The organism is uncultured Veillonella sp. (assembly GCF_937981445.1).
In the GTDB taxonomy this organism is placed as follows: Bacteria; Bacillota; Negativicutes; order Veillonellales; family Veillonellaceae; genus Veillonella_A.
In genome coordinates, this window is the sequence record NZ_CALJON010000046.1 from 14,153 (window position 1) to 39,594 (window position 25,442).

Sequence of the window (25,442 nt, forward strand, 5' to 3'; positions counted from 1 at the left end):
TCTTTAAAAAGCAAATAAGAGCTAAAAGGAAAGTGAGGTGATGGTTTGAAGCGATATTTAATGATTCCCGTGGGTATAGTCATTATTTGTTTAGCCTTTTTAGCTGGTTGGATGCAATTTCATGACCAAGAGTCGACTCAGATTGTACCTATGAGGACTGTTGTGGATGGAACGGGGACAGAGATTCAAATTCCCACCCATCCGAAACGGGTCGTTATTTTAAATATAGCCAATCTTGATATGTATTACGCTGTTGGCGGTGAGGTAGTGGGCAAGCCTAAATCGTCCTATTACTCAAAAGACTTACTGAATGCTACTAAAGATGTACCCTCTATTGGAAGTCTTCATAGTCCTAGTGTAGAGGCGATTATCGGCATGCATCCGGACTTAGTTATCGGCGTTAATGTACCTTTTAATACTAATTTGAGGCATATGTTGAGTCAGGCAAATATTCCTCTTTATATTAATAACTTAAATACCTATGACGATGTAGTAAATACATTGCGTTTTTTTGGAGAACTGACGGATCACCAAGATGTTGCCAATGTAACAGCCAAACGCGCAGAAGATCATTATAATAAAGTAGTGGCTTTGGCTAAAGAGGAACAGGGGCCTCGGTCCCTCATAATCTTCGGGTCCCCTGGAAGCTTTAGCATGGCCACGAATACATCCTTTAGTGGTAACTTATTAAAGACCTTAGGCGCTTATAATATTGCTGATGCGGATAGTTCTGCTGTTGGTGATTATGTGCCTCTAAGTATGGAGTTCATCATAAAGGAAAATCCAGAAGTCATATTCTTCATTTCCATGACACCCAAACCAGATAGTATTGAAACCTTTAAGCGGGATATGCTAGAAAGTTCTGCGTGGCAAGATGTGGCTGCCGTTAAAAGTGGTCGCATTTACTATCTATCAGGCGGGTTATTTGCCTTAAATCCAGGGACGCCAATTAACGAAGCCTTGGATATTATGTATAAGGATTTATATGGAAAGGAGGTCCCTTATGATGAATCAGCGTGACCTAGTGTCTTCAAAAGACGAGTTGATACTTCAGGATGCCCGTTATGGACGAAGAAAATTAGCCTATGCTGGAACAGGTTTGCTCTTACTTGTTGTGGCTCTGGCGGGCATTTTGTATGGGGCCATTCCCCTTACATTGCATGAATTACTCTTGCTCATACAGGGGCAAGGAACAAGCGATACGGAGCGCATAGTATATTATTTGCGACTGCCACGGGTTATTTGTGCTGCTTTAGTGGGCATGAATTTAGCTTTGGCAGGTTGTATTTTGCAAGGTGTATTGCATAATCTCTTAGCTGACCCTGGCATTATTGGCGTTACGGCCGGTGCTGGTGTGGCCGCTATGGCAGTGATGATTTTAGCACCTGCCTTTATTTATTGGGTACCTCTAGCTGCTTTTGTAGGTGCATTAGTGGCCTTGGCCATTGTGTTTTTGCTGGCTTGGAATCGCGGTATTAATCCTTTGCGGCTTATTTTAGCAGGCGTTGCTGTAGCAGCCTTCTTCGGTGGTGGTACGACAGCACTATGGGTTGCCTTTCCAGACCGCATTCAAGGCGCTGTGAATTGGCTCGCTGGCGGATTTGCGGGGGCGCGTTGGTCCTATGTGTGGATTGCACTCCCGTATAGTGTCATTGGCCTCTTAGGTACTTTATGGAATTATCGTAAATTAAATGCCCTGCAAATGGGCGATGAAGTGGCCTTGAGTTTAGGAATTAATTTAAAACGTACACGCTTTATATTGATTTTCTTAGCGGCTATTTTAGCTGCTTCATCAGCAAGTGTGGCGGGACTATTGGGCTTTGTAGGCCTTATTGTGCCACATATTATGCGCCTTATTGTGGGCTCAGATTTTGAATATTTATTGCCTGCATCGGCTGTGTTTGGAGCGGCTTTATTAGTCGGTGCTGATACATTTGCCCGCACGGCATTTAGTCCTATGGAAATACCGGTAGGCATTTTTCTCTCCTTCTTAGGAGCGCCATTTTTCTTATATCTCTTGAAACGGAGGAGCCGAGGATGACACGAACATTACAGATTGAACAAGGTCGCATCGGCTATGGCGAACGGACCGTAGGTGCAAGGGTAAATTTGACCTTTCAAAAGCCTGAAATCGTGAGTATTATTGGTCCTAATGGGTCCGGTAAATCCACGGTACTAAAGACTCTAGGGCGGCTCTTAGAGCCCATGGGTGGCACCGTTTTATTAGATGGTAAAAATATTCATCACATGAATGCTAAGGCGGTGGCACGCATTATTTCCATGTTGCCACAATCAGCGCAAGCGCCGCAAGATATGACGGTTCGCGATTTAGTAAAATGTGGACGACTACCGTATCAGAATGCATTTAGTTCTCTAAAAGATGCTGATGTAGCAGCCGTGGAGGCTGCATTAGAGGAAACGGGCTTAGTAAATTTACAACATAGGCCATTGCGTGATTTATCTGGTGGTGAGCGGCAACGAGCTTGGCTTGCTATGGCCATTGCGCAAGAACCCGACATTTTGATGCTGGATGAACCGACTACATTTTTAGATGTGCGTTACCAATTAGAACTTATGAAACTAGTGGTGAAGCTTCATAAAACACGAGGTATTACGGTAATTATGGTGCTTCATGATTTGAATCATGCGGCGCATTTTAGCCATCGCTTGATTGCTGTTAAAAAAGGGCAGATTGTAGCTGATGGGGCGGTGCCTGACATTTTTAATGAAGCGGTGCTAAGCAAATTATATGATGTAAAAATGCTATTTACTACCCTTCAAATAGAGGGGGAGGCACATACCCTTTGTGTGCCCTATGGTGAAATTGTATAAAGTTAATATAGAAAAGGAGTTGTATTAATGAAAAGTATTGTTATTTACTCATCTCGTACAGGGAATACAAAACAAGTGGCGGAAGCAATCGTTAAGATGTTGCCAGAAGGCACAGCTTGTGTGCCAGTTAAAGAAGCACCAACTGATGTGTCTGAGTATGATCTTGTATTTATGGGCTTTTGGGCTGACCAAGGGAATGCTAATAAGGAAGCACAGACCATGCTCACTAAATTAAATGCAAAGCATGTAGCACTCTTTGCTACTTTAGGTGTGCCACCAATGCTTCCTCATGCGAAGGAAACGATGGTAGCCGCAACTAAGCTATTGCCTAATGGTCAGGAACCAGTGGGAACTTTTATGTGCCAAGGCAAAGTAGATCCTAAGGTCATTGAGATGATGTTTAAAATGTTCCCTGACGGTCATCCTCATGGACGCACGCCAGAGCGTGAGGAGCGTCATAAACAAGCTGCATCTCATCCAGATGCGACAGACCTTCAAAATGCACAAGCTTTTGCAAAGGATGTTTTGGCAAAGTTGGGTTAAGATCCAATCGATAGTACTATCAGTTTTAGGCCTCTTTTGGGAATTGCAAAACAGTGCTCAATAGGCAATTGTAAAACAGTGCTCAATAGGTAATTGTAAAACAGTGCTCGATAAGGAGTTGCAAAATAGTACTGAATAATTTGTTTGTTATAGTGAACATATTTTTAATAAGAGACATAATAGGTAAGGACCTAATACATAAAAGACGGTATATTTCTTGTATTGCTTTAGTTTGCAATATGGGGATGTTATACCATGTCTAGACTGTCATAAGGGGCTTATTTATTATGTCTTTTTATATTTACCAAGTGATTTTGTGTAATCTAAGACAAGTTCTTAATAAAGATGAAATTTTTGTGTGTTGTGTGTAAGGAGTACGATTATGTATAAGGTAAAGACAAAAGAACTTGTGTTAAGCACGTTGGTATTGGCAAGTATTACGGCACCTGTATTTGGGAATGGTGTAATGAATGAAGGGGCACAACTAGGAAATCAGTTGCAACAGAGTGAGAGGGTGCAACAGACTGACCGCATTGTTGTAACCGCATCAAAGATGGCCGAAACGATTAAAGCGGCACCTCAAGCCGTAGAAGTGATTACGAATGAAGATATTAAACATATGGGGGCTACTGATGTGGTGAGTGCCTTACAATTAGCGGATAATTTAAATTTATCTGAGTCGTCTATGACAGGCAACCAGGTAATGCTCCGTGGTATGGATACAAAACATACGCTTATTTTAGTAGATGGTAAGCGCTTGGCCGGGGAAGATACGGATAGCACAGCCAATGTGTATACCTTAGGGCGTATGAGCCTTGATACAGTAGACCGCATTGAAATTGTGCGCGGTGCTACCAGTTCACTCTATGGTTCGGATGCTATGGGTGGTGTTATTAACATTATTACAAAAGTGCCTGATACAGAAGGTGTAACTGTGGGCGTTAACACAGGAACTCGTCAAGTAAATAATTACTACCGTTATGATTCAGGAAAACAGGGTCGTTGGAGTTTGACTACAGGGGAGCAGTTCACTAAAGTAAGACCTATTAATATTCATCAATATGTGGCACCATCGGCCACAGCAGTAGGGGTGGACGATTATAATCGGTATATGTTTGGTACGCGTCAAAATTTTGACTTGAGTGCTGAATATGATTTTGAAAATGCTAATAAAAACAAATTGCGTTTTGATGCCAATTATTTTAAAGAACATTTGCGTACTGAATTGGCTAATCAGCAGGGCATTCAACGGGGCATGATATATGACCAACAAAAGGATAAGGTGGAGCATTACGATAATACTGGCTATGGTTTAGGCCTTACCTACACTGGGAAGACTGAGAAAAATGATTACATGGTACGCACTTATTATAGTCAACTAAAAAAAGACTATGACATGAGTAATAGTGCTGACTTCTCCTTCTTAGGACGATTTTCACCGATAGCGCAGCAAATGATGGAGCGTCTATATCCAGGTTCAGATTATGACCGTGCTAAATATTATACTTGGGTAACAGATGCACAGAATACGATGTATGTAAATGATGACCATACCTTGACCTTTGGTGGGGAATATCGTCGTGTATATTACTCCGGTACACGTCTTGGTGGTCAAGCGAGTGCCGGTGGTGTAAAAAATCAAGAAGCCCATGATATTAATTCCTATGCAGCCTTTATTGAAGATACTTGGCAAGTGACGGATAAATTGATGTTACAATCATCACTCCGTTATGAACATAGTGATTCCTTTGGCTCCAATGTATCCCCTCATATTGGCTTGAACTATAGTATTAAAGATAATTTCCGTTTTAAAGCTAATTATGGTCGTGCCTATAAAGCGCCAACTGTATCAGAACTTTATATGAATATGTGGCATAGTCCAGGGCCTATTATGGTAAATGTAAATGGGAATCCTAATTTAGAACCAGAAAAATCAGTCAATTATGACTTGTCCTTAGAAGGGGAATGGGGTAAATCCTTTGCTAAAGCCACGTATTATAACAACAAAATTAGCAATCTCATTGATTACAATCAATGGACGGACCCTATGACACGCGTGATTCATGCAGATTATGTAAATATTAATAAAGCTGAAATTAATGGTGTGGAATTAACTTATGGGTATACATTCTCTGACCGTTTAACAGCGAAAGCTACCTATAATTATATTGATGCCACCAACGCGCGCACCGGCGATCGCTTGTTGAATCGACCTAAATCTGTGACTACGGTACAGCTTGTATATGACGACAATAAAGACACAGGCTATAGTGCATCTCTTTGGAATACATTCACTCATGATTATGCCTACAGTCCAGCATCGGGCCACCGTGGCAATGGCTACAATTTGTACTCTTACAATACCTTTAATGCGTCCTTAACACGAAAATTTAATAAAGAATTCTCTGCCTTTGTAGCAGTGAATAATATCTTTGACAAAAAAGTAGATGACCTTAATATGTATGGCCGCATCTGGCGCGTGGGGGCGGAGATGAAATTCTAAAGTCCTCTTGCGTTTTACCTTGACAGCCTTCAGGTTGGCAGGTAAAATAAAGAGGTAAGAAACAGCAAAAACAGTACGAGAGACTGTTTGTTTTAACTAAACCTTTTAAGTTAGTCCTGTGAGGCTAGTAAAGGAACATAGTAGGAACCCGTGTGGCCATGGGTATATCACTACGTCTGCTATAGACCTTTTGCCTCTGGCAAAAGGTCTTTTTTGATATCAGTTAGGAGGCTGACAATGGGACAAGTAAGTTTAAAGGGCAAGCATCTTCTAGGACTTGAGCATATCTCAAGAGAAGAGATTGAACTCATTTTACGAGTAGCCAAAAAAATGAAAAAAATTGTTCTTTCCGATGATAAGAAACATCCCTTACTAAAGGGGAAATCCATTATCAACTTATTTATGGAGAATAGTACTCGTACGAGAAGCTCCTTTGAATTAGCAGGTAAGTATTTAGGTGCTGATGTCATTAATATTTCTAAAAGTGGTAGTTCCATGGCAAAAGGTGAAAGCTTCCGCGACACCTTACTCACCATGTCCTATATGGGCACTGACGCCATCGTAATGCGCCATAGCGCTGAAGGCTCACCACTGTATGCGACTAAAGTAGTTGTTCCAATTATTATCAATGCTGGTGATGGTGCTCATGAGCATCCAACGCAAGCGTTACTTGATATATACTCCATTATGGAACGCAAAGGAAGTTTAGAAGGGCTAAAAATTGTTATTGCTGGCGATATTATGCATAGCCGTGTAGCGCGCTCTGACATTTATGGCTTTACTAAATTGGGCGCTCATGTGCACTTAGTAGGTCCTCGCACATTAGTGTATCCAGAAATGGAAAAAATGGGCGTAATCGTTCATCATGATGTACGAGAAGCCTTAAAAGATGCTGATGTAGTCAATGTACTTCGCATCCAGCTAGAACGAATTAACTCTGCTTTATATCCAACAAATCGTGAATATGCACGCATTTTTGGTATTAATAAAAATGTTTTAAAAGAAGCGAAAGACGATGTTATGGTATTGCATCCAGGCCCAATGAACCGTGGTCTTGAAATTGCTCATGATGTAGCTTATAGCGATGAATCAGTAATTCAAGAACAAGTTCGTAATGGCGTGGCCATTCGCATGGCAGTATTATACTTAACTATTGTTGGAGGTGACGGCAGTGAGCTTGCTGATTAAAGGTGGTACGGTTGTAAACCCTGGAAAACAACATGAAATAGCAGACATTTTAGTAGTGGACGGTCATATCGCCGCTATAGGTCAAAATTTAAGTGCTGAAGGTGCTGACGTATATGATGCCACAGGCCTCATTGTGGCGCCAGGTCTTATTGATATGCATACCCATCTTCGTGAACCAGGTCAGGAAGCGAAGGAAGATTTTCATAGTGGCACCCAAGCAGCAGCTGCTGGTGGCTTCACTCGTATAGCTACGATGGCTAATACTAAACCGGTTGTAGATAATGCAGCCCTTGTGCGAGGTCTTCGCAAACAAGCGGAGCTTACAGGCGTAGTAAAAGTAGAATTTATAGGTGCCGTAAGTAAAGGCCTTCAAGGCAAGGAACTAGCTGAAATGGGCGACATGGCAGAAGCTGGTGTAGTGGGCTTTTCTGATGACGGTCATTATGTAGAAAGCGCTGCCTTCATGCGTCGCGCATTAGAATATTCAAGCATGTTTAATAAGCCCGTTATCGACCATGCAGAAGAAGTGAGCCTTACTTGTGAAGGCCATATGCATGAAGGCTTTGTAGCCTATCAAATGGGGGTTAAAGGTCGTCCTGCTGTAGCGGAAGACATGGCGGTAGCACGGGATTTACTCCTCGCTGAAATGACTGGTGGTCATATTCACATTGCCCATGTAAGCAGTAAAGATACGGTAGATCAAATTCGCCGTGCTAAGGCAAAGGGCATTAAGGTAACTTGTGAAGTAACAGCGCAGCATTTATCCTTTACTGATGAATACTTACGAGAATACAATCCAGCCTTTAAAATGGCACCACCAATTCGCTCCGAAGATCATCGTGAAGCCTTATTAGCAGGTGTAAAAGATGGCACCATTGACGCCATTATTACTGACCATGCACCACATGCAGAAGAGGAAAAAGACGTGGAATTCTGCTGTGCTCCTAATGGTTTTAGTGGCCTTGAAACTTCGTTGGCGGCCGTTATTACACATACCTACAAAACAGGCATTTTAACATTAGATGAAATTGTAAACTTAATGAGTGTAAAACCAGCGCAGATTATGGGCGTTGATGCAGGTATCCTCGAAGTGGGGAAAGCGGCAGATATTACTGTATTTAGCACTGATGAAGAATGGAAAGTTGATTGCAATCAATTTTATACAAAGGGCAAAACAAGTCCATTTGATGGTATGACATTGACTGGCAAAGCTAAGTTAACTGTTGTAAATGGCGAAGTTGTTATGAAAGAGGGAGTTGTGACCCAGTGAAAGGTAAATTAGTATTACAAGACGGTAGTGTATATGAAGGCCAACTTCTCGGTGGCGCACCCATCTTAGGGGAAGTTGTTTTCAATACAGGCATGACAGGGTATCAAGAAATTTTGACAGACCCATCCTATGCAGATCAAATTATTACATTAACCTATCCTTTAATTGGTAATTATGGCACCTATCGCAACATTGCGCAGGCTCCAACACCATATTGCCGTGGCATGATTGTAGGGGAACTTTGTGATTTCCCTAGCAACTGGCAAAATGAAGGTACCTTTGAAGAATACCTTCGCTCCTATGGCATTCCTTGCTTATATGATGTAGATACGCGTGCTATTACGCGTCGCATTCGTAACCACGGGGTTATGAAAGGTGTTATTTGCCCCATCAATACGCCTCAAGAACGCATTGATGCCTTACTAGGGCAAAGCTTGCCAACTGACCAAGTGATGCGCGTAACGACTAAATGGGAAGGCTATCGCGGCAGTGACCAAGCGAAGTATCATGTAGCAGTATATGACTTTGGTGTAAAAGAAAGCATTTTGAAATCCTTAGAGGCTTGCGGTTGCCGTTTGACAATCTTCCCAGCTGATACAAAAGCGGAAGATATACTAAAAGTTAATCCAGATGGCATTTTCTTATCCAATGGTCCTGGGGACCCTCAAGATTTAGATTTTGCCGTAGCTGAAGTAAAGAAACTTTTAGGTAAAAAGCCAATCTTTGGCATTTGCATGGGCCATCAAGTATTAGCCCTTGCTTATGGTGGCAGCACCTATAAAATGCGTTTTGGCCATCGTGGCTCTAACCATCCCGTTAAAGATCTTCGCACTGGTCGCGTATATATTACATCGCAAAACCATGGCTATGCAGTGGATGAGAATAGTTTAAAAGATGCTGATGTTACCATTACACATCGCAGTGTAAATGACAATACAGTAGAAGGCATGGTACATAATTCCTTGCCAATTATGTCTGTACAATATCATCCAGAAGCATCTCCTGGACCAACTGACAATTTGTACTTATTCGATGAATTTGAAGCATTAATGGATGCACATAAATAGGAAAGGGCTGTGACAATGGAACAAAAGAAAATCCTCGTTATCGGGTCCGGCCCGATTATTATCGGCCAGGCAGCAGAATTTGATTATGCCGGTACTCAGGCTTGTCGTTCTCTTCGTGAAGAAGGCTACAAAGTGGTGTTGGTTAACTCCAATCCAGCTACAATTATGACGGACCGCGATATTGCAGACCGCGTATATATTGAACCAATTAGCTTAGAATTTGTTACGGAAGTAATTCGAAAAGAACGTCCTTATGGTTTATTAGCTACTCTTGGTGGTCAAGTAGGTCTTAATATGGCCGTAGAATTATCTGAAGCAGGGGTTCTTGAACAATATGGTGTAAAACTCTTAGGGACTACCTTAGCGGCTATTAAGCAAGCCGAAGACCGTGAGCTTTTCAAAGAAGCCATGAAACGCATTAACCAACCTGTACCAGAAAGTGATATTTTCAGCGATGTAGAACAAGCTGTTGAATTTGCTAATAAAATTGGCTATCCTATTATCATTCGTCCAGCCTATACCTTAGGTGGCACGGGCGGTGGCATTGCACATAACGAAGAAGAAATGTACATGATTGCTCTTCGTGGTATCAAGTTGAGCCCAATCCATCAAATTCTTGTAGAACGTTCTGTAGCGGGCTGGAAAGAAGTAGAATATGAAGTAATGCGCGATAGTGCAGACAACTGCATCATCGTATGTAATATGGAAAACATTGACCCAGTAGGGGTTCATACTGGTGACTCCATCGTAGTGGCACCAAGCCAGACTTTAAACGATATTCAATACCAAATGCTTCGTACCGCATCAGTTGATATTATTCGCTATCTTGAAATCGAAGGGGGCTGTAATGTACAGTACGCTCTTGATCCTAATAGCAATCAATATTATGTAATCGAAGTTAATCCACGTGTATCTCGTTCCTCCGCTCTTGCGTCTAAAGCAACAGGCTATCCTATTGCGAAGGTGGCAGCAAAGGTGGCACTGGGGATGACTTTGGATCAAATTACCAATGCTGTAACAGGGGAAACTAAGGCATGCTTCGAACCATCCTTAGACTATGTGGTAACAAAATTCCCACGTTGGCCATTTGAAAAATTTAATTTAGCTGACCGTACTCTTGGCACTCAGATGAAGGCTACAGGGGAAGTTATGGCTATTGACCGTACTTTGGAAGGGTCTTTATTAAAAGCGATTCGTTCCTTAGAAATCGGACTAGACCATATTGAACTAGCTAAGATTACTCACGAAACACCTGAGCAGTTAATTGAACGCCTTCGTCTTATTGATGACGAACGCATCTATGTAGTAGCACAGGCTCTTCGTGCAGGTATTAGTGTAGAAAAAATTCACTTCATTACGAAGATTGATACATTCTTTATTAATAAAATTAAAAATATCGTAGATGTAGAAAAAGACTTAGCCGCTAATGGTGTGACTGAAGCAAATCTTCGCATGGCTAAACGCTATAGCATGCCTGACAAAGTAATTGCTCGCTATGCTAATACAACTGCTGACGCTGTTCAAGCTAAGCGTGAAGAATTTAATTTATTCCCAACTTATAAATATGTAGATACTTGTGCTGCTGAATTCGAAGCGCATACACCATATTATTACAGTGCGTATGCATCTGAAGATGAAGTCGTACCTCGTGGTGAAAATAGTGTTATCGTTCTTGGTTCTGGCCCAATCCGCATTGGCCAAGGGGTAGAGTTCGACTACTGTTCTGTTCATTCCTCTTGGGCTCTTCGCAAAGCAGGCAAACAATCTATCATTATCAATAACAATCCTGAAACAGTAAGTACAGACTTTGATACATCAGATAGCTTATATTTTGAACCATTAACAGTAGAAGATGTTATGGAAGTCATTCGCAAGGAAAATCCAATTGGCGTTATTGCTCAATTTGGTGGTCAAACAGCGATTAACTTGGCTGGTCCTCTAGCAGCTCGCGGGGTTAAAATCCTCGGTACATCTGTGGATAGCATCGATATGGCAGAAGACCGTGAACGCTTTGATGCACTCTTGGCAGAACTTGGCATTCCTCGTCCTGTAGGGGCCTTAGTAACAAGCCATGAAGAAGCTATCGAAGCAGCAGCTCGCTTATCCTATCCATTGATTGTACGCCCTTCCTATGTACTAGGTGGCCGTGCTATGGAAATTGTATATAATGATAAAGAACTTGATGTATATATGAAAGAAGCTGTTGTGGCGTCTAAAGATCATCCGGTTCTTATTGACCGCTACATGGTAGGTATGGAAGTAGAAGTAGATGCTATCGCTGATGGCGAAGATGTATGTATTCCTGGCATTATGGAACAAATTGAACGTGCCGGTGTACACTCTGGTGACTCCATTGCAGTTTATCCAGCGCAACATTTATCCGAAGAAATTACTAATCAAATTGTAGATTATACACGCCGTATCGCTAAAGGTCTTAATGTAAAAGGGATTGTTAATATCCAATACATCGTGGCTAATGGTGAACTTAATGTTATCGAAGTAAATCCTCGTTCTAGCCGTACGGTGCCATTTATTAGTAAAGTAACTGGTATCAATATGATTGAGTATGCTACACGCATTGCCCTTGGGGAAACAATTAAGTCCATGGGCTTACCAACTGGTCTAGTACCAGCGAAGGATTATGTGGCTGTAAAAGCACCTGTATTCTCCTTCTCCAAAATGGGCCTCGTAGAAATTGCCTTAGGACCTGAAATGAAGTCCACTGGTGAAGTTATGGGTATTGGTCGCAATTATTCAGAAGCTTTATTTAAAGCTATCCATGGAGCCAATATGCGTATCCCTGAAAAAGGCCATATCCTTATGACTGTAGCAGATCGCGATAAAGAAGAAGCAGCACGACTTGCCAAAGGCTTTATCGACCTTGGCTACCACATTCAAGCGACTGGTGGCACTGGTAAATATTTTGAAGAACATGGTATTCCATGTGTGATTGTTAATAAAATTCACGAAGGTGAAAACAACTGTGCTGATTTAATTCGCCGCGGTGAAGTAGACTTAATGCTCAACACCTTAACTTATGGTAAGCGTCCTGAACGCGAAGGATTCCAGCTTCGTCGTTTAGCCGTAGAGATGGGCACACCTTGCTTGACTTCCTTAGATACAGCACGCGAAGTATTGCGTGTCGTAGCTGGTCGAGCTAATGAAGAAATTAAAATTGAAGTGGAAGCGTTACAAGATTTTGAGATGGAGTGATTAATCCGTGAGTGGATATGTAGAAATGGCGCGAGTGCTCCGCAATGAGCAAATCGGATCCGATGTGTGGATTATGGATTTATACGCCCCTAAACAAGCAGCTGAAGCAAAGGTTGGACAATTTTGTAATGTTCGTGTAACTGGTGGTACGGCGCCTTTATTGCGCCGTCCTATCAGCTATGCTGGTTTTGATAGTAATGAAGGGACTATTACCTTACTATATCGTGTAGTAGGTAGTGGTACGGAGATTATGACTAAGCTTAAAGAGGGCGATGAGCTAGATTGCTTAGGCCCTTTAGGCAGTCAATTTGAACTAACAGATAATATGCTTCTCGTTGGCGGTGGTGTTGGTATTGCGCCAATGCTCTGCATTGCATCGAAATTAAATGAAGTAGAAGATACGACTTGCTATACAACCGAAGAGGAAGAAATACATATGGAGCCAGTAGCGCCTAAACGCGCTACGGTAGTACTAGGTTTTAGAAATGAAAGCGAAACCTTCTGGGCCGATTTATTCAAACACTGTCCTGTTGATGTGTATGTTACGACTGATGATGGCAGTGTTGGTACTAAAGGCTTCCCAACGGCTATTATGGGAGAGCTCATTACTAGTGAACGAGGGGACATAAAAAGAGTATTAACTCCTTATGTAAGCGGCAGTGGGCGTGAGTCTACCGGCACGGTAGGGGCTAAGTTTGAATTCGCTGTAGATGCTAAACTTAAAGCTGCTACTGGTACTATTGAAGAGGTGTTAGCCGCTAGTCCTGAAGGCATTAGTGTCGAAAAGGTGGCAGCTAAAGCGGCTACAGTAGCGAATGAAGTGAGCAATATTGGCTTTACGTCAATTCTTACTTGTGGCCCTACACCGATGATGAAAGGCGTTGCCAAAGTAGCGGAAGAGTATGCTGTGCCATGTCAAGTATCCCTTGAAGAACGCATGGGCTGTGGCACTGGTGGGTGCCTAGGTTGCGGCTGTCATGGCCGTGGCGGTAAACGCTATAAAGTATGTAAAGAAGGCTCTGTGTTCCCTGCTGAGGAGGTGTTTTTCGAATGAGTCACGAACAATTAGCTCAGCTAGGAAATCATGGTGAACTTGGTTACAAGCATAGAGATCAGAGCAAAGACCTTAATGGTCAAAAGCCTACCTATCCTGATTTAGGGGTAGAGTTTTGCGGCATTAAAATGAAGAATCCTATTGTGGCAGCTTCTGGTACCTTTGGTTTTGGTCTTGAATATGCAGACTATCTCGACCTTAGCAATGAAGTGGGGGCTATTTCAGTAAAGGGCTTAACTCCTGAGGCGCGGAATGGTAATGAAGGTACTCGCATTGCAGAAACACCGTCGGGCCTATTGAACTGTATTGGCCTTGAAAATCCTGGCGCAGAAGCCTTTGTAGAGCATATTCTACCAGAACTTAAACAGTATGATGTGCCGATTCTAGCTAATATTTCAGCTGCTGATGTGGAAGGCTATGCCTTCATGGCTAAGACCTTATCTGTCGATGGCATTGCAGGCTTTGAAGTTAATATTAGTTGCCCGAATGTTAAAAATGGCGGTATGGCCTTTGGTGTATGTGCAGAAAGTGCAGCCGCTGTTTGTAAAATAGTGAGAGAAAACACTGACTTACCAGTGATTATGAAATTATCTCCGAACGTAACTGATATTGTAGAAATTGCCCGTGCCGTAAAAGACGCTGGCGCAGATGGTATCAGCATGATTAATACACTGTTGGGGATGGCCATTGATGTAAAAACACGCCGCCCTATTTTAGGCAATCTCTATGGTGGCTTGTCAGGTCCAGCAGTAAAACCAGTAGCCCTTCGCTTAGTTCATCAAGTGGCGCAGGCTATTGAGTTGCCAATTATGGGCATGGGGGGCATTATGACGGGCACTGATGCGGTAGAATTCATGCTCGCTGGTGCGGATATCGTCTCCGTTGGTACAGCTTCTATGGTAGATCCAAGAGCTATTGGGCAAATCGCTCGTGAAATGCATGAATACTGTGAAAACAGTGGATTTGAGCATATTAGCGAAGTCGTAGGGGCGCTGGAGACGTATCGCTAGAGTTGTTATCTAAAAAATAAAATAATTAAAAGAAACTGTGTCTTTGTAGGCTCTGTGTCTTCTCATAGTAAAGATAGTTTATTAAAATGAGAGATGCTGCTTATGAGGGCGCAGTTTTTGTTTTGGAATATTATTTGACAGAATAAAGGACATATGATTGAATGAGTATTAGATGAAAAAATTAGTGAATAAATTTTGGGGGATTGTGATGTGAAGAGCTCGTGAGAAGGGAATTATACTCGATGACTTTGATGAAGAAATTTGACAAATGTATAATATATACAGTTGTTTTATATTTATTAGGAATGTTAGTGATACAAGATATACTATCAGGACAAATAGTATGGAAGTTAAAAGGGCACGATTTCCTCGCTAGTTGTATTGTAGGTATAGCTCTTTATTTATGGAATTTTAATAAGCGAATAGTTTCAGTAGTTGTATGGTTGATAAGTTTTATGAGCTCAATCTTGTTGATACAATTTTTAACTCATACAGCACTTCCTATTTCAAATATACATTATATGATTAATAGTAGTAGCTTATTAGTTTCCATACTGATTTCTCTTTATAATATTACAGATAGTAATAGACTTGGTAAAAATCGGCTTAATAGAATTTTATTTGGTATATTAGTTTTTAGTTTTTATTTAATTCCTTTATCATATTGGGGCTACTGGCTTATCAGTGGGCAAGTTTTACAGGCGGATATCGTGCTGGCTATATGTCAGACTAATTTTGATGAAATAGTAGGCTATCTGAAAGGGCAATCAATTAGCAGTTTAGTTTGTTTATTTATAGCCATTATATTTTATAGTATTGTTGTTTGTTTGATATCTAAATTTATGCCAACAACATCCTATGCCAGAGTTATTTCGAAGAAAAAAGTATCAATTGGCTTATTTATAGTATTTTATTTGCTTAATGTTATTAGTTTTGTTCGCATAAGTAAAAATACTGATATCTTTGTTATGTATAAATCAATAAGACAATTATTAGATTCTTATAAAGCATATGGTGAAAATAAAGCTATGCGAGAACAGAGATTACTATCCCTTAAAGGACTTACTGTTAATCCTGATCATAAAGGGGTTTATGTATTAGTAATTGGAGAATCAGAAACTCGTGAACATATGGGGGTTTATGGATATAAAAGAGATACGACTCCATGGTTAAAAAAGCTTAGTGAGAATAAAAATACTATAGTATTTAATCAAGCTTTCTCCAATCATACACATACCGTCCAATCATTAACTTATGCATTAAGTGAAAAAAATCAATATAATGATATTCCAATTGACAGTGCTAATTCTATTATAGAGATTGCAAAGGCTGCAGGGATGAAAACCTATTGGATTAGTAATCAACAGAAGTATAGTGCATGGGACACACCTACTGCAGAGATTGCATCAACAGCAGATTATCAAGTTTGGGTTAATGGTTCTGTAGGGGAACGAAGTGATGCAATGTATTATGATGAACATTTGCTAGGTCAAATTCCAGATATTGATACATTAGATAATGCGTTGATTGTTTTTCATGTAATGGGAAGTCATGGGGCATATGATGATAGATATCCACACAGCTATGAAGTGTTTTCTGGTGATAATAGTTTAATTGATAGGTATGATAACTCCATATTATATAATGATTTTGTTCTATCAAAATTGTTTGATGATGTAAAGCGAAGTCCAAATTTACAGGCTTTTATAGTATTTTCTGATCATGGAGAAGATGTAGAGACTCGAAACTCACATGAAAGTACAAAATATACACCTGTTATGTCTAAAATACCGTTAATAATAAATTTCTCGGACAACTATTTGTCTAAAAATCAATCGATAGTAGATGTATTGAGAAGCCATAAAGATTCAGCTTGGACTAATGATTTGATGTATAATATGATGCTCTCTATTATGGGCATAGAAGGGGCTCCTGTTGTAGAGCCAAATTTAGATTTTACGAGTTTAAAATATGATAGAGATATACATAATCTTAGAACTTTACATGGTAAACAAAAGCTATCATTGTAAGATTTTGAAGGACAAAGTATAATTGTAGTATCTTTTAAGTGTGTTAATAGTAGTAGCATGGTAGGAGGTTTATATGGAATACAATAGTATTGCAATTGGTCGCTCTGCATTGCAGTTAGCGATAACAGAAACCAGAGAAAAAGAACAAGAGCTTCGTAAAAATTTACAAGATAAAGGCATCCGGTCAGTGGCCGTCGATTTTGGCGGACAATTTATTCAGTCCATTCCTAAAATTATTGAGCATGCCGTTGTGGCGGCGCAACGTCAAAAAGTAGTGGCTGATAATCACATCGGTGAAGGTGCTGTTATTGGGGCAACACAAGAAGCCTTAGAACAATTAAAACGCAAAGCAACAGGCCTTAATGTGGGCGGTAAAATTGGCATTGCTCGTTACCGTGAGCATCTTAGTGTGGCTATTTATATTGGCGTGGGCATTCTTCATTTAAATGAAATCGCTGTGGCCATAGCTCATCGGAGCTTGCCGGCGAAAGAAGGAGAGTAGGATTACTGACTGAAACTCATTAAAACTATTGAGCATTAAATAATATTGAGCATTAAACATTAAGGAGACAAGTTATATAGACTTGTCTCTTTTTATTGAAAATAAGCAAGCACGAAAAGAGGTACAGGCGGGAGTTTCCCCTATCACTCATCTTGAGTGCCCATCATAAATTATAGATTTCAATACATTGTAAAATGATGTTTTGAGATTATAAGTGATATATCTTGTACTATTTAGGTGTGTAGTGCTCTTAATTTGAACCGTGCTTATATGCTATAATAATTTGATAGGTTATTTAAGCTGATGTAATTAGATAGCACGGATTAGAATGGTGATTTATAACAAGTCTGGAGACTATGAATGAAAACATTTTCAGAAGATTTTTTTGCGGAAAGTAATTTTATAAAGAGTCAAATTGAATTTAACTATTTAGATAATCAAGCACCTATTGAAAGAGAATATGATAGTAATACCGTAGTTAATAAGGGTGACATATGTAGCAGCAATAATCAAATAAAGAATCAGGATGAGGTATATCACATTGCATATAATGTAAATAATGGGTTTATACACATCATGGGGGCATCAGTTATTTCTGTATTAGAAAATAATAAAGATAAGAAATTTGTAGTGCATATCTTTACTGATGGACATAGTGAAGAAAATAGCCAGAAAATTGAAGAGTTAGCTCGTAAATGGCATTGCCACTGTATTTTATACACAATTGATATGAAGCCTTTTGAGGATTTCCACATTAAGGTAGCACGTTTTTCACGTATTACATATGCGCGTCTTTATATGCCTAAAGTTATTAAAAAGCAAGCAAAGCGCTTTATTTATTTAGATGCTGACACAATGTGTTGCGGTGATTTTAAGGAGTTATGGCATTTAGATATGAATGGAGCACCTATGGGGGCTGTATCAGAACATCCTGAGGCAGTTACCTATAGAGCAGGACATTTAAAATTAAAAAATGGTAAATATTTCAATGATGGCGTTATGTTAATTGATATTGACGCGTGGGAAAAGGAGCAAATTACTGAAAAATCCTTTGCGTATCAAAATGAGCCACGTGAACGATTTTTAGGACAAAGTCAGGATGTTTTGAACTTAGTGTTTGATGGGACAAATTATTTCTTGCCAGCCAAATATAATGCATTTGGTGGTGCTGTTAATTTTAATGGTGAGCCCGTTATCGCTCATTGGACTGGACGTCGTAAGCCTTGGCAGATGGTGGTAACCGATATTGATGCACAATGGCGTTATTATAATGATTTGTCGCCATGGGAATCCATAACAAATATCTTGCCAATTAAGAAACCTGAAAACTACCATGATTTTCAACAATGGGGACGCTATGAGAAGTCTAAAGGCAATTATGGAAAATATATGCAAGGTATTTTTTGGTACGCCGTACTTCGTACGATTTATAAACTAGGTGGTAATAAGAAAAACTAACTTACTTGTTGTTATATACTTGTAATTTTTATATGCAGTTACAAACTTTGTATGAGGTTGTATAGTTTATATTGGGATACACAGTTTGTATGAGGTTGTATGGCTATGTAAGGTTACATAACTTATATGAACTTACATGGTTTAGTTTATGGTGCAAAGAAGGTAGAATATGAAAATCGCAATTGCTGGTACAGGATATGTGGGCCTATCTAACGGCTTATTATTGGCGCAGCATAATGAAGTAGTGGCATTAGATATAATTCCTGAAAAAGTAGAACAATTAAATAAGGGGATTTCTCCGATTATTGATAAGGAAATTTCGGAGTTTTTGCGCCGCAATGATATTAATTTTAGGGCTACATTAGAGCCTGAAGATGCGTTTACTGATGCGGAATTTATAATTATATCAACACCGACTAATTATGATCCTAAGAAAAATTTCTTTGATACATCCTCTGTAGAAAACGTGATTGAGGAAGTGCTTCGTATTAACCCGGCAGCGGTAATGATTATAAAATCCACCATACCAGTTGGTTTTACAGAGCAAATGCGCGAAAACTATAATACGGAAAACATTATTTTCTCGCCAGAATTTTTGAGAGAAGGAAAGGCTTTATATGATAATTTATATCCTTCTCGCATAGTGGTGGGCGAACGGTCTGAACGAGCTAAGCAGTTTGCTTCTTTACTTGAAGAAGGGGCGATTAAAAAGGATATCCCCGTATTGTTTACTGGCTCTACAGAGGCAGAAGCGATAAAGCTGTTTGCTAATACATATTTGGCTTTGCGCGTTGCCTATTTTAATGAATTAGACTCATATGCTGAAGTGCGTGGACTTCATACGGATGAAATTATTAAAGGTGTAAGTTTAGATCCGCGCATTGGCGATTTTTATAATAATCCATCCTTTGGCTATGGCGGTTATTGTCTACCTAAAGACACAAAACAGCTATTAGCTAATTATCATGATGTGCCACAGAATTTGGTTACCGCTATTGTAGAGGCTAATCGTACGCGTAAAGATCATATTGCAGATATGATAATTCAAAAACAGCCTAATATAGTAGGGGTGTATCGCTTGACTATGAAAAGCGAGTCAGATAATTTTAGAGCCTCTGCCATTCAAGGCGTTATGAAACGAATTAAAGCTAAAGGCATTGAAGTAGTGGTGTATGAACCAACACTTGAAGCAGATGATTTCTTTAGATCCCGAGTGATCCGTGATTTAGATGAATTTAAGTCTGTAAGTGATGTGATTATTACGAATCGTTGGTCTCAAGAGTTAGAGGATGTAAAAAATAAAGTATATACGAGAGATTTATTTGCACGTGATTAGTAGCTAATTATGGCGGGCATATATGTGATTAAATGTATTGTAGGTAGTGACGAGTAGTGGGAGTGTTTTTGTTTTGAGTTTTAAAAATCGCTTACAAATGCCTTCTTTTAAGAAGGAATATATTCTTTTATTTTTACTTATTTATTGTTTTATGCTTGGCATGTTTTACTTTACCTCTGTAGGAACGGAGACCTATCGTTTGCTGCTTAATATGAGACGGTATTTTCCTGTAGCGTTGGGGATGACCTTAGCCGTTTTTATGTGGCGTCGACTTGGATTAACTCTCAAAGGTATTTTGTCGTATGGACTAGTTACCTTAGTTTGGATGACCGTTCATAATGTGCTGAGTTATGTAGCCTATCATGCTACTGAAGTGAATAATAACAATTACATGGATGTCGCTTTTGGTGGATATATTTTTATTATTACCATGGGCGTGACTAATTTTATTGCCTATAAATGGAAAAAGATTCCATCAATATATACAATGATACTATCTTTGGCACAATTCCTTTTATTACTGCTTCCATTTACGGAGATTGCATACTTTATTAATTATGGAACAGTAATTAGTAATGCCGCGGCTATTGCCTTACTTCAAACCAATCCGGGTGAAATGAAGGAATATTTAATTCAAAACATAGGGTGGGGTGGTATTGTTGCTATAGGCATCGGTGCAGTACTCGTATTGACTGCTTTGTATGTACTTAATAAACGCACTCATGGTATGACTTTTTCTAAGGATGTAGAAAGTATAGGCCGCGATAAAACTGAGATGGATCACAGAGACAAAGGGCATATAAGTACTCACTCTGTAAGTAAGACTGTGCTGATTTTAAATGTGTTATTTTTACTTGGTGCGTTAGTATACATACCGAAAAGTCTTCCTGATACAGGTGTTATGCACTCTATGATGGAAGCAAAGAATTATTTAGCAAATGCTAAGAAGTTTGAAGTGTATCATGATGAAAATTTAGCTAAATTGCAGGTTTCTACAGGTAATAAACAGTTTAGCAAGCCTTCTACTATTATTTTAGTTATTGGTGAATCAGCGGGCCGAAATTTTATGAGTGTCTATGGGTATGTCGGTAATGATACGACTCCTTGGCTTCGTGAAATGGTAACGAATGATGGAAATAATTTCTTGAAGTTTAATCACGCCTATTCTTCCTATGGTTCTACTATTCAGGCATTAGAACAGGCTTTGACAGAGAAAAATCAATATAATGATAAAGAGTTTAGTCAAGCCTTTACTATTATAGATTTAGCAAAGAAAGCGGGTTACAAAACCTATTGGTTTAGTAATCAAAGTGTTAAGAATACAACGGATACACCAATTCAGTTAGTGGCGCGCACTGCTGATGTGCATCATTGGATAGAAGATGAACCTGTAGGTAAAGAGCGTATCCTCTATGATGGGGATTTATTGCCCATGTTAGAACGCGTAAATCCTAATGAAAATAATTTTATTGTCCTTCATGTTATGGGAAGTCACGAATTGACTTTACATAGATTCCCACCGGAATTTACTCGATTCAGTGAGCCAGGTGTATTTGATTTAGTCTCTAATTACGAAGATTCTATGGCTTATGATGATTGGTTCTTACAACAAGTATTTGAATATGCGGAGTCTCATTTAAACTTACAGGCTATGATGTTCTTCTCCGACCATGGAGCTAACCCATATAGAAAACGGGTGGCAGATAATGTGCCATTTATTAATTTTAGAATTCCTTTGATTATTTATTTGTCCGACGAATATCAGAGCTTATATCCAGACACTACGGCCGCTTTAAAAAGTCATGAAAATCAATACTTTACTAATGACTTAATGTACGAATTAGTTGGTGGTGTGTTAAATATTAAGTCAAATCATTTAGATGAAACAAGTAATTTTGCTAGTCCTAGCTATAAATTTACAAGAGATACTTTGAAAACTGATTTAGGTCGCAAAAGTTTGACTGAAGATGTGTCAGAGGACACCATAGAGAAGTAAGGATAATAAGGAATTCTAGAGAATACGCTTTGAGCAGCCATAACTGAAAAGTATCGAACTGAAATCATAAAAAATGTAATCACAAAAAATGCAATCATCAAGAATTGCATTCATGTAAAGAGCAAAGAGATAGCGAAAAATAGTAAAGAAGGTGTACTATGGCAACATATAATCCATATGATAATTTGAAAACTGTATTAGTAACAGGCGCAGCAGGCTTTATTGGCTTTCATTTAGCTAAACGCTTGTTAGAATTAGGTGGTACAGTTATTGGTTTTGACAATATTAATGACTACTATGATGTAACCTTGAAGCAGAGCCGCTTGGAAATTCTTAATACCTTTTCTAAATTTACTTTTATAAAAGGAGACTTGGCGGATAAAAACGCAGTAGACTCTTTATTTACTACATATAAGCCACAACTTGTAGTGAATTTGGCAGCTCAAGCAGGTGTTCGCTATAGCATTGATAATCCACAAGCTTATTTAGAGTCTAATGTAATTGGTTTCTTTAATATATTAGAAGCTTGCCGTCATAATCCAGTAGAGCATTTACTATTTGCGTCGAGTTCGTCTGTATATGGCAACCAGAAAAAGACGCCATTTTCAACAGAGGACAATGTAGATCATCCCATTAGCTTTTATGCGGCAACAAAAAAATCAAATGAGCTTATGGCTTATACCTATAGTCATTTATATGGGATACCAGCTACTGGACTTCGTTTTTTCACTGTTTATGGCCCTTTGGGACGCCCTGATATGGCATATTATAAATTTACTAATAAAATTTATAATGAAGAGCCAATTCAAATTTATAATAATGGTGATATGTATCGTGACTTTACGTATGTAGATGATATTGTAGAGGGCATTGAACATATGCTATGTAACCCGCCTAAGGCTAATGAAATAGGCGATTTATACAAGGTGTATAATATTGGTAATAATAAGCCGGAACAGTTGATGCATTTCATTGATGTTTTGGAAGAGGTTTTAGGGAGAAAAGCTGTGAAGGAGTACTTGCCTATGCAGCCAGGGGATGTGTATCAAACCTATGCTGATGTAAGTGAACTGGAAAAAGACTTTGATTTTAAACCTAAAACAACCATTGAAGAGGGGCTTGGAAAATTTGCCAAATGGTATAAGGCGTATTATAATAAGTAACGAGTCATATGACTGAAGATAAATTTTATATATTTTGAGAATAAATCCTTGACACATATTTAATACTTCGGTATACTATTATAGTATTCATTGAGGAATACCATTAAGAAGTAGAGGCCATCCGCTTCTCACCTATTGTCTCGAAATAATAGGTTGTATAGAGTGTTAGACCGTTTTCCTACGGTTTATTAACTAGCTTATTACGGATGGCGTTTGCCATCCGTTTTTTTATTATAATGAATAACATATTTGTTAAATTCTGTATTTGGAGGTGACTATTATTAGCAAAGATACGCCGCGTATTAATGAAGAAATTCGCGCACGTGAAGTTCGCGTAGTGAGTGCCGATAATGAGCAATTAGGGATTATGTCTGCTCGCGAGGCATTAGCATTGGCTGAAGAACATCAGCTAGATTTAGTAGAAGTAGCACCAAATGGCAAACCGCCAGTGTGCCGTATTATGAACTACGGTAAATTCCGCTACGAGCAACAAAAACGCGAAAAGGAAGCAAAGAAAAAGCAGAAGACCTTTACTTTAAAAGAAGTAAAACTTCGTCCACATATTGAGGATCATGATTTCTATGTAAAAATGAAAAATGCTGCTAAATTCTTAGCAGAAGGTAACAAAGTAAAGGTTACTATCATGTTCCGTGGCCGTGAATTGAGCCATCCTGAATTAGGTCAAAATGTTTTAACCCGTTTCGCTAGTGAACTTGGCGAACAAGCTGTAGTTGAAAAAGCTGCTAAGCTTGAAGGTCGAAATATGACAATGATATTAGCAAAAAAAGGATAATTTGAGGAGGATAATTAATTATGCCAAAGATTAAAACTCGCCGTGCAGCGGCTAAACGTTTTGCGGTAACTGGTACCGGTGAATTCAAGCGTGCTAAAGCGTTCAAGAGCCATATCTTAGAAAAGAAAGCTCCTGGTCGTAAACGCAATCTTCGTAAAGCAGCTCTAGTTGCTAAAGCTGACCACAAACGCGTTTCTAAATGCTTACCATACGCATAATCGTTAATTTATAGAAGTAGATAATGGAGGAACAATAGAATGGCAAGAGTGAAAAAGGGCGTTACAGCTCATGCACGTCATAAGAAAATTTTAAAATTAGCTAAAGGTTACCGCGGTACTCGTAGCCGTTTGTTCAGAAAAGCAAACGAAACAGTAATGAAAGCTGGTTACTATGCTCGTCGTGACCGTCGTGCGAAAAAACGCGAATTCCGTAAATTGTTTATTGCTCGTATTAACGCAGCAAGCCGCATGAATGGCTTAAGCTATAGCCGTTTCATCGCTGGTTTAACTAAAGCTGGCGTAGCAGTTGACCGTAAAATGTTAGCTGACCTTGCAGTAAACGATGCAGCAGCATTTGCTAAATTCGTTGAAATCGCTAAAAACGCGTAATAAAAGCAAATAATATAGTAAGACACCAATGAGAGATGTGGGGAATAGATACCTGCTTTCTTGTTGGTGTTTTTTTGATTTATATATAGTATAAATAGTGTTTGAATGTTATGGGGGAATAGGTACTAGACTTAATATTCAATGCCTTTTTCATTCATACATGTTATAATAAAATGTAAATGTATAAATTGAAATATATCTTATATACTTAGTCAGGTTAAAGTATTGCTAGTAAATCTATTAAGATAACTAATTTGAAAATAATAAGCTTACTTAAAGAATTGCTAATAAAAAATGCAATTTTAATTAAGAAAAATTTGTTTAGGTGAGGTGCCGGTTATGACAAAAGTAAGAAAAGCAGTTATCCCTGCTGCTGGTTTTGGTACGCGATTTTTACCAGCAACAAAAGCACAACCAAAGGAAATGTTACCCATTGTGGATACACCAGCAATTCAATATATTATCGAAGAAGCCTTAGACTCGGGAATTGAAGAAATTCTTATTATTACAGGGCGTAATAAACGAGCTATAGAAGATCACTTTGATACGAGCGTTGAATTAGAGCAACTTTTGCAACAACAAGGTAAAACTAAACAATTAGATATGGTTAGAAGCTTGGCGGATATAAAAGTACATTTTATTCGCCAAAAGGCACCAAGAGGTTTGGGCGATGCGATTATGTGTGCCCGAGCATTTGTAGAGAATGAACCATTTGCGGTACTATTGGGTGATGATGTAGTATACAATCCAGGAAATCCATGTCTAAAGCAGTTGATTGACACTTATGAAACTCATGAAGGGACTGTATTAGGTACACAAGAGGTACTGGCAGATAAAATTAGTTCTTATGGAATTATTGCTGGGGAGCATATTAGT

Annotated in this window: 21 protein-coding genes and 1 other annotated feature; all 21 genes read left to right on the forward strand. The window is 39.2% G+C overall.

The genetic code is table 11. From position 1 onward, the window contains the following. Nucleotides 1-45 precede the first annotated feature (45 nt). Nucleotides 46-1,020: an ABC transporter substrate-binding protein gene (locus Q0376_RS07420; protein WP_298706006.1), complete on the forward strand. Its 975-nt coding sequence runs from the start codon at nt 46-48 to the stop codon at nt 1,018-1,020. Next, a complete protein-coding gene (locus Q0376_RS07425; protein WP_298706009.1) occupies nt 1,004-2,041 on the forward strand; it encodes an iron ABC transporter permease in 1,038 nt (345 codons plus the stop codon). Before Q0376_RS07420 ends, Q0376_RS07425 begins: the two co-directional genes overlap by 17 nt. Beyond that, nucleotides 2,038-2,832: an ABC transporter ATP-binding protein gene (locus Q0376_RS07430; protein WP_298706012.1), complete on the forward strand. Its 795-nt coding sequence runs from the start codon at nt 2,038-2,040 to the stop codon at nt 2,830-2,832. Before Q0376_RS07425 ends, Q0376_RS07430 begins: the two co-directional genes overlap by 4 nt. A gap of 27 nt (nt 2,833-2,859) precedes the next feature. Further along, nucleotides 2,860-3,375, forward strand: coding sequence for a flavodoxin family protein (locus Q0376_RS07435; RefSeq protein ID WP_298706015.1), 516 nt, complete (start codon nt 2,860-2,862; stop codon nt 3,373-3,375). A gap of 382 nt (nt 3,376-3,757) precedes the next feature. Then, nucleotides 3,758-5,878 carry a TonB-dependent siderophore receptor gene (locus Q0376_RS07440; RefSeq protein WP_298706018.1) on the forward strand — a complete coding sequence of 707 codons (2,121 nt, stop codon included), beginning with the start codon at nt 3,758-3,760 and terminating at the stop codon, nt 5,876-5,878. A gap of 237 nt (nt 5,879-6,115) precedes the next feature. Then, nucleotides 6,116-7,066, forward strand: coding sequence for an aspartate carbamoyltransferase catalytic subunit (locus Q0376_RS07445; protein WP_298706020.1), 951 nt, complete (start codon nt 6,116-6,118; stop codon nt 7,064-7,066). Continuing rightward, nucleotides 7,050-8,336, forward strand: coding sequence for a dihydroorotase (locus Q0376_RS07450; RefSeq protein ID WP_298706022.1), 1,287 nt, complete (start codon nt 7,050-7,052; stop codon nt 8,334-8,336). The genes Q0376_RS07445 and Q0376_RS07450 overlap by 17 nt, the downstream gene beginning before the upstream one ends. Beyond that, nucleotides 8,333-9,403, forward strand: coding sequence for a glutamine-hydrolyzing carbamoyl-phosphate synthase small subunit (carA, locus tag Q0376_RS07455; RefSeq protein WP_298706025.1), 1,071 nt, complete (start codon nt 8,333-8,335; stop codon nt 9,401-9,403). The genes Q0376_RS07450 and carA overlap by 4 nt, the downstream gene beginning before the upstream one ends. A gap of 9 nt (nt 9,404-9,412) precedes the next feature. Beyond that, a complete protein-coding gene (carB, locus tag Q0376_RS07460) occupies nt 9,413-12,616 on the forward strand; it encodes a carbamoyl-phosphate synthase large subunit (protein WP_298706028.1) in 3,204 nt (1,067 codons plus the stop codon). A 7-nt stretch (nt 12,617-12,623) separates the two neighbouring features. Further along, nucleotides 12,624-13,670 carry a dihydroorotate dehydrogenase electron transfer subunit gene (locus tag Q0376_RS07465; protein WP_298706031.1) on the forward strand — a complete coding sequence of 349 codons (1,047 nt, stop codon included), beginning with the start codon at nt 12,624-12,626 and terminating at the stop codon, nt 13,668-13,670. Further along, the gene (locus Q0376_RS07470; protein ID WP_298706034.1) at nt 13,667-14,680 is read left to right on the forward strand and encodes a dihydroorotate dehydrogenase; all 1,014 of its coding nucleotides are present in this window, start codon (nt 13,667-13,669) and stop codon (nt 14,678-14,680) included. Before Q0376_RS07465 ends, Q0376_RS07470 begins: the two co-directional genes overlap by 4 nt. Nucleotides 14,681-14,931: 251 nt before the next feature. Next, nucleotides 14,932-16,710 (forward strand): phosphoethanolamine transferase, encoded by a 1,779-nt coding sequence (locus Q0376_RS07475; protein ID WP_298706037.1) that lies wholly within the window; start codon nt 14,932-14,934, stop codon nt 16,708-16,710. Nucleotides 16,711-16,783: 73 nt separating this feature from the next. Next, nucleotides 16,784-17,212, forward strand: a complete 429-nt coding sequence (locus Q0376_RS07480) for a HutP family protein (protein WP_298706040.1) — start codon at nt 16,784-16,786, stop codon at nt 17,210-17,212. 360 nt (nt 17,213-17,572) lie between these two features. Next, on the forward strand, nt 17,573-18,670 hold the full coding sequence (locus Q0376_RS07485; protein ID WP_298706043.1) for a glycosyltransferase family 8 protein: 1,098 nt from the start codon (nt 17,573-17,575) through the stop codon (nt 18,668-18,670). Between the two features lie 169 nt (nt 18,671-18,839). Next, nucleotides 18,840-20,006 carry a nucleotide sugar dehydrogenase gene (locus Q0376_RS07490; RefSeq protein ID WP_298706046.1) on the forward strand — a complete coding sequence of 389 codons (1,167 nt, stop codon included), beginning with the start codon at nt 18,840-18,842 and terminating at the stop codon, nt 20,004-20,006. 211 nt (nt 20,007-20,217) lie between these two features. Beyond that, nucleotides 20,218-22,002, forward strand: coding sequence for a phosphoethanolamine transferase (locus Q0376_RS07495; protein ID WP_298706048.1), 1,785 nt, complete (start codon nt 20,218-20,220; stop codon nt 22,000-22,002). Between the two features lie 158 nt (nt 22,003-22,160). Beyond that, entirely contained in the window at nt 22,161-23,165 is a 1,005-nt protein-coding gene (locus tag Q0376_RS07500) for an NAD-dependent epimerase (protein WP_298706051.1), read from the forward strand. Between the two features lie 102 nt (nt 23,166-23,267). Beyond that, nucleotides 23,268-23,403: a sequence feature (ribosomal protein L20 leader region), on the forward strand. A gap of 33 nt (nt 23,404-23,436) precedes the next feature. Beyond that, a complete protein-coding gene (infC, locus tag Q0376_RS07505) occupies nt 23,437-23,958 on the forward strand; it encodes a translation initiation factor IF-3 (RefSeq protein WP_295790158.1) in 522 nt (173 codons plus the stop codon). A 20-nt stretch (nt 23,959-23,978) separates the two neighbouring features. Further along, on the forward strand, nt 23,979-24,176 hold the full coding sequence (gene rpmI / locus Q0376_RS07510) for a 50S ribosomal protein L35 (RefSeq protein ID WP_298706053.1): 198 nt from the start codon (nt 23,979-23,981) through the stop codon (nt 24,174-24,176). Between the two features lie 39 nt (nt 24,177-24,215). Continuing rightward, complete coding sequence (gene rplT, locus Q0376_RS07515) at nt 24,216-24,566, forward strand: 50S ribosomal protein L20 (protein ID WP_295790156.1); 351 nt, start codon at nt 24,216-24,218, stop codon at nt 24,564-24,566. A gap of 339 nt (nt 24,567-24,905) precedes the next feature. Beyond that, nucleotides 24,906-25,442 (forward strand): UTP--glucose-1-phosphate uridylyltransferase (locus Q0376_RS07520; protein ID WP_298706057.1); only part of this gene is annotated, 537 nt, incomplete at its 3' end.

Coding starts and splice junctions, on each gene's coding strand:
- Q0376_RS07445 (WP_298706020.1), top strand. CDS start 6,116: ATGGGACAAGTAAGTTTAAAGGGCAAGCATCTTCTAGGACTTGAGCAT.
- Q0376_RS07440 (WP_298706018.1), top strand. CDS start 3,758: ATGTATAAGGTAAAGACAAAAGAACTTGTGTTAAGCACGTTGGTATTG.
- Q0376_RS07425 (WP_298706009.1), top strand. CDS start 1,004: ATGATGAATCAGCGTGACCTAGTGTCTTCAAAAGACGAGTTGATACTT.
- Q0376_RS07495 (WP_298706048.1), top strand. CDS start 20,218: ATGAGACGGTATTTTCCTGTAGCGTTGGGGATGACCTTAGCCGTTTTT.
- rpmI (WP_298706053.1), top strand. CDS start 23,979: ATGCCAAAGATTAAAACTCGCCGTGCAGCGGCTAAACGTTTTGCGGTA.
- Q0376_RS07470 (WP_298706034.1), top strand. CDS start 13,667: ATGAGTCACGAACAATTAGCTCAGCTAGGAAATCATGGTGAACTTGGT.
- Q0376_RS07500 (WP_298706051.1), top strand. CDS start 22,161: ATGGCAACATATAATCCATATGATAATTTGAAAACTGTATTAGTAACA.
- Q0376_RS07480 (WP_298706040.1), top strand. CDS start 16,784: ATGGAATACAATAGTATTGCAATTGGTCGCTCTGCATTGCAGTTAGCG.
- Q0376_RS07435 (WP_298706015.1), top strand. CDS start 2,860: ATGAAAAGTATTGTTATTTACTCATCTCGTACAGGGAATACAAAACAA.
- Q0376_RS07490 (WP_298706046.1), top strand. CDS start 18,840: ATGAAAATCGCAATTGCTGGTACAGGATATGTGGGCCTATCTAACGGC.
- rplT (WP_295790156.1), top strand. CDS start 24,216: ATGGCAAGAGTGAAAAAGGGCGTTACAGCTCATGCACGTCATAAGAAA.
- Q0376_RS07430 (WP_298706012.1), top strand. CDS start 2,038: ATGACACGAACATTACAGATTGAACAAGGTCGCATCGGCTATGGCGAA.
- Q0376_RS07485 (WP_298706043.1), top strand. CDS start 17,573: ATGAAAACATTTTCAGAAGATTTTTTTGCGGAAAGTAATTTTATAAAG.
- Q0376_RS07475 (WP_298706037.1), top strand. CDS start 14,932: ATGAAGAAATTTGACAAATGTATAATATATACAGTTGTTTTATATTTA.